4 protein-coding genes are annotated in these 3,049 nt (G+C 60.1%); all 4 read left to right on the top strand.

The window, feature by feature from the left end; translation table 11 throughout:
* Positions 1-337, top strand: a 337-nt coding sequence (locus tag V6C07_RS06020; protein WP_333535456.1) for a His/Gly/Thr/Pro-type tRNA ligase C-terminal domain-containing protein, incomplete at its 5' end; no start/stop codon positions are given.
* A gap of 1 nt (position 338) precedes the next feature.
* Positions 339-2,240, top strand: coding sequence for an aspartate--tRNA ligase (aspS, locus tag V6C07_RS06015; protein WP_333535455.1), 1,902 nt, complete (start codon positions 339-341; stop codon positions 2,238-2,240).
* Between the two features lie 44 nt (positions 2,241-2,284).
* Positions 2,285-2,803 (top strand): peptide deformylase, encoded by a 519-nt coding sequence (def, locus tag V6C07_RS06010; RefSeq protein WP_333535453.1) that lies wholly within the window; start codon positions 2,285-2,287, stop codon positions 2,801-2,803.
* Positions 2,776-3,049: formyltransferase family protein (locus V6C07_RS06005; protein WP_333535452.1), on the top strand; the 274-nt coding region annotated here is incomplete at its 3' end. The genes def and V6C07_RS06005, both read left to right, overlap by 28 nt.

Raw genomic sequence — 3,049 nt, 5'->3', positions numbered from 1 at the left:
CGCCGGCATGGAGCGCCTGGCCCTCATGATGGGAGCCGGGGACGCTGTTCCGGCGGACTTCTATCTTGTGGGTATGGATGCGCAAAGCAGGGCGCAGGGCTATGCGCTGACGCAAACGTTGCGCGCTGCGGGCCTGCGGGGCGAAATGAATTTCAGCGAGGCGGGCTTTAAAAGCCTTATGCGTCAGGCCGGCAAGTCCGGCGCGCGTTATTGCCTCATCATGGGACCGGACGAAGCGGCCCAGAACACTGTGGTTGTAAAAAATCTGGAAAGCGGAGAACAGGCCACTGTGCCGCAAGCCCAGGCACTACACATTTTGCAAACGGGAACCAACTAACATGACTGAAGAAAGCCAGATGGCAGAGCAGACGGCCCAGGCAGCCGCGCAGGGCCAGGACGTGCAGCAGGAACACCAGAAGTACATCACCGGCCTTGGGGACTGGCATCGCAGCCAGACCTGCGGTGAGCTGACCCTTGCCAACAACGGGCAGGAAGTCTGCCTCATGGGCTGGGTGCAGTACCGGCGCGACCACGGCGGTCTTATCTTTGTGGACCTGCGCGACCGTTCGGGTCTTACCCAGGTGGTCTTCAGCCCCGATGCCGCCCCGGAAGCACACAAGAACGCGCACATTCTGCGTTCGGAGTACGTGCTTGCCATCAAGGGCGTGGTGCGCCCGCGCCCCGAAGGCATGGTGAACCCCAACATGATCACCGGCGAAATCGAGGTAGTGGTTACGGAATGGAAGCTGCTCAATACTTCCAAAACCCCGCCCTTTGCCATTGAAAACCGTTGTGATGCGGGCGAGAACCTGCGCCTTGCCTGGCGCTACCTTGACCTGCGTCGTCCCCGCATGCAGGACAACCTGCGCCTGCGCCACAAGGTGGCCCAGTGCATACGCCGCCACCTGGATGAGGACGGCTTTGTGGAAGTGGAAACCCCGGTGCTCACCAAGTCCACGCCCGAAGGCGCGCGCGATTTTCTGGTTCCCAGCCGTCTCAATGCCGGCGAATTTTATGCCCTGCCGCAGTCGCCGCAGCTGTTCAAGCAACTGCTCATGGTGGCGGGCATGGACCGCTATTTCCAGATAGTGCGCTGCTTCCGCGACGAAGACTTGCGCGCCGACCGCCAGCCCGAGTTCACCCAGGTGGACATTGAAATGAGCTTTGCGGACGAAGAAACTGTCATGAGCATGGCTGAAAGGCTTATGGCCCGCGTGTTCAAGGACGTCATGGGCAAGGAGCTTTGCCTGCCGTTCCCGCGCATGCCCTGGGACGAAGCCATGGCCCGCTACGGCGTGGACAAGCCCGATACCCGTTTCGGTCTGGAGCTTGTGGACATTACCGAAATTGTGCGCGGTTCTGGCTTCAAGCTGTTTGCCACGGCCCCTCTGGTCAAGGGCATGAGGGTTCCCGGCGGCGAAAGCATGACCCGCAAGGAAATAGACGCCTTTACCGAATTTGTGAAAATATACGGCGCGCAGGGGCTGGCCTGGATCAAGATCAAGGCCGACGAATGGCAGTCGCCCATTGCCAAGTTCCTTTCCGATGAAGAACGCAAGGGCATTGCCGCGGCGCTGGATCTTCAGGTGGGAGATATCGTCTTTTTCCAGGCGGGAGAGCCGGGCATGGTCAATGCGGCGCTGGGCAACCTGCGCGTGCATCTGGCTAACCATATGCACCTGATACCTGAAAATACCTTTAACTTCCTCTGGGTTACCGACTTCCCGCTGTATGAGTACGATGAGGAAGAAAAGCGCTATGTGGCCTGCCACCATCCCTTTACCTCACCGGCTCCCGGTCATATGGACATCATGACCAGCGACCCCGCCCGCGCCCGCGCCCGCGCCTATGACATGGTGCTCAACGGCAGCGAGGTGGGCGGCGGCTCCATCCGTATCCATTCCGGCGAAGTGCAGCGCCGTATGTTCGAGGCCCTTGGCTTTACCCCCGAGCAGGCCGAAAGCCAGTTCGGCTTCCTTATTCAGGCGCTGGAGCACGGCGCGCCGCCGCACGGCGGCCTTGCCTTCGGTCTTGACCGTCTTATCATGTTGCTGTCAGGGGCCAACAGTATTCGCGACGTTATCGCCTTCCCCAAAACGCAAAAAGCCACCTGCCTCATGACGGACGCGCCTTCGCCCGTGGCAGCCAAGCAGTTGCGGGAGCTTGGCCTGCGCCTGCGTGAGCAGCCCGGTGAAAAAGGCAAGACCGACAAGCCCGCAACGGCTGAAAAGGCGGAATAGGCAACGCCCACCGGCCGTCAGGCTTTGAGCACAAGGAAGCAGCTATGATTCTTGATATTGTTACCTATCCTGATCCGCGCCTCAAAGAGGTGTGCGAGCCTGTTGCGGAAGTGACGGATGAAATCCGCCAGCTTGCAGCGGACATGCTCGAAACCATGTATGAGGCCCCGGGCGTGGGACTTGCCGCGCCTCAGGTGGGGCGCAATATACGCATGCTGGTTATGGACCCTTCTGCCCAGAAAGATGAGCGCAACCCCCGGGTGCTCATCAATCCGGTGCTGACGCTCTCCGGTGAGGAGATCGTCAGCGAGCAGGAAGGCTGCCTTTCCGTGCCGATGAACTACCGTGCGGACGTAAAGCGCATGAGCAAGGCGCACTTGAGCGCCACTGATCTTGACGGCAATGTCATTGAAGAAGATCTGGAAGACTTTGCCGCCATTGTCATGCAGCACGAATACGATCATCTCGACGGCATACTGTTTATTGACAAGGTGAGCCGCCTGCGGCGCAGCCTGTATGACAGCAAGGTTAAAAAATGGCTCAAGAAAAAGACTGCCGTATAGTGTTTATGGGTACTCCCGGCTTTGCGGCCGCCAGTCTGAAAAGGCTGGCGGCCTGGCCGCGCGCCCATATTGTCGCTGTATACACGCAGCCTGACCGTCCGGCGGGGCGCGGCCAAAAGCTTGCCATGTCCGCCGTGAAAAAACTTGCTCTGGAACTGGGCATTCCCGTATGCCAGCCCGCCAGCCTCAAGGGAGCCGAAGCCCAGGCCGAACTGGCCTCCTTCAGGCCCGACGTGCTGGCCGTGA

It is taken from the genome of Desulfovibrio sp. 1214_IL3152, from assembly GCF_036763055.1.
In the GTDB taxonomy this organism is placed as follows: domain Bacteria; phylum Desulfobacterota; class Desulfovibrionia; order Desulfovibrionales; family Desulfovibrionaceae; genus Desulfovibrio.
Note: the sequence above shows the minus strand (reverse complement) of the source record. Positions and strands in the feature narration are given on the sequence as shown.

Excerpts from the sequence above, each read along its gene's own strand:
- def (WP_333535453.1), top strand. The coding sequence starts at position 2,285 with ATGATTCTTGATATTGTTACCTATCCTGATCCGCGCCTCAAAGAGGTG.
- aspS (WP_333535455.1), top strand. The coding sequence starts at position 339 with ATGACTGAAGAAAGCCAGATGGCAGAGCAGACGGCCCAGGCAGCCGCG.